Origin of the sequence: Kitasatospora sp. NPDC094028 (assembly GCF_049543595.1) — a bacterium.
In the GTDB taxonomy this organism is placed as follows: Bacteria; Actinomycetota; Actinomycetes; order Streptomycetales; family Streptomycetaceae; genus Kitasatospora.
This window is the reverse complement of record NZ_JBMVFA010000093.1, coordinates 1-1,414: the sequence shown is the minus strand read 5'-3', so window position 1 is coordinate 1,414 and position 1,414 is coordinate 1. Positions and strand designations below refer to the sequence as shown.

General features: G+C 68.6%; 3 protein-coding genes. All 3 read right to left on the bottom strand.

What is annotated here, in order from left to right; genetic code table 11:
• Window positions 1-636, bottom strand: a 636-nt coding sequence (locus tag ACPC54_RS41975; protein WP_498973018.1) for an NAD-dependent epimerase/dehydratase family protein, incomplete at its 3' end; no start/stop codon positions are given.
• Window positions 637-853: 217 nt separating this feature from the next.
• Window positions 854-952, bottom strand: coding sequence for a 30S ribosomal protein bS22 (locus ACPC54_RS41970; RefSeq protein ID WP_003948845.1), 99 nt, complete (start codon window positions 950-952; stop codon window positions 854-856).
• Between the two features lie 132 nt (window positions 953-1,084).
• Complete coding sequence (locus tag ACPC54_RS41965) at window positions 1,085-1,297, bottom strand: helix-turn-helix domain-containing protein (RefSeq protein WP_046417307.1); 213 nt, start codon at window positions 1,295-1,297, stop codon at window positions 1,085-1,087.
• Window positions 1,298-1,414 lie beyond the last annotated feature (117 nt).

The window sequence follows — 1,414 nt, the reverse complement described above, 5'->3', positions numbered from 1 at the left end:
CACGTCGTCCTCGTGCACGAACTGGAGCCGTGGGTCGTAGCCGAACACGGTCGGCAGCACCGGCAGCGCGAAGTACGAGGCGAGCGGGGTGTCCGCGGCGGGACCGAGGATGTTGGCGAACCGGAGCACGCACACGGCCACGTCGGGCCGCCGCCGGGCGAACCCGCGCACATAGCCCTCGACCTCGACGGTGTCCTTGGCGAACCCGCCGCTGGGCAGCGACTTGGCCGGGGTGGTCTCGGTGAACACGGCGGGGTCGCGCGGCGCGGAGCCGTACACATTGGTGCTGGACTTGATCACCAGCCGCCGCACCGCCGGCGACTTCTGGCAGGCACCGAGCAGCTGCATGGTGCCGATGACGTTGGTCTCCTTGACCGTGGCGCGGTTGCCGCCGCCCAGCGCGGTGCCGGTGACATCGAGGTGGACGACGGTGTCGGCGCCGGTCTCGGCGAGCACCCGGGCCATGGTCGGCTGCCGGATGTCGGCCTGGACGAAGTCGGCGCCGCCGAGCTGGTGCGCGGGCGGCACCGCGTCCACCGCGATCACCCGCTCGACCTCCGGGTCCCGCTGGATCCGCCGCACGAACCGGCCGCCCAGCTGCCGGGCGACCCCGGTGACGAGCACGACCTTGCCCAAGATCAGCGCCTTCCTTCCCGCGTTACCTCACGTTCCGCGTTCCCCGTGGGGGCCAACTTAGCGGGTGGACGTCGCGCTGTGATGACTGCCCGATGCGCGAGGTGACGGAAATTCCCCGGCCGGAGTCGGCCGGATCACCACCGCTTGGCCGGGGATACACCTGTGGCCCCCCATCATTGCCGATGGGGGGCCACAGAACACGCTCTCGCGTCGCCGCTTACTTCTTGTTGCGGCGCTGAACGCGCGTGCGCTTGAGCAGCTTGCGGTGCTTCTTCTTGGCCATCCGCTTGCGCCGCTTCTTGATAACAGAGCCCACGACTACCCTCGCTCACTTCTCATCACTGGTTGTTTGGGCGCCATGGGCCCACACGACCTACGAGGGGCTAGCCTACCCAACCGAGCGCTGAGGTCGTAATCGAGGGTCTCCGGGTATCCCCGGAGGGGATCGTCAGGCCGTCTCCACCCCCACATAGCTGTCGCGGAGGTACTCGTGGACCGCTTGCTCGGGGACGCGGAAGGACCGCCCCACCCGGATCGCGGGCAGATGACCGCTGTGCACCAGGCGGTACACGGTCATCTTCGACACTCGCATCACCGTGGCGACCTCCGCCACGGTCAGGAACTGAACCTCGTTCAGTGGCCTCTCGCCAGCTGCAGCCATGACACACCTGCACCTTCCGCACTCGACGGCCACCGGCTTCCCCTTCCGGTGACTCTTCGTCGCTGCGCGCTCACTCCCCAGACTAGGGGCGGGTGATGCGAGTGGGGAAGAGGTGCA

Excerpts from the sequence above, each read along its gene's own strand:
- ACPC54_RS41965 (WP_046417307.1), bottom strand. The coding sequence starts at position 1,297 with ATGGCTGCAGCTGGCGAGAGGCCACTGAACGAGGTTCAGTTCCTGACC.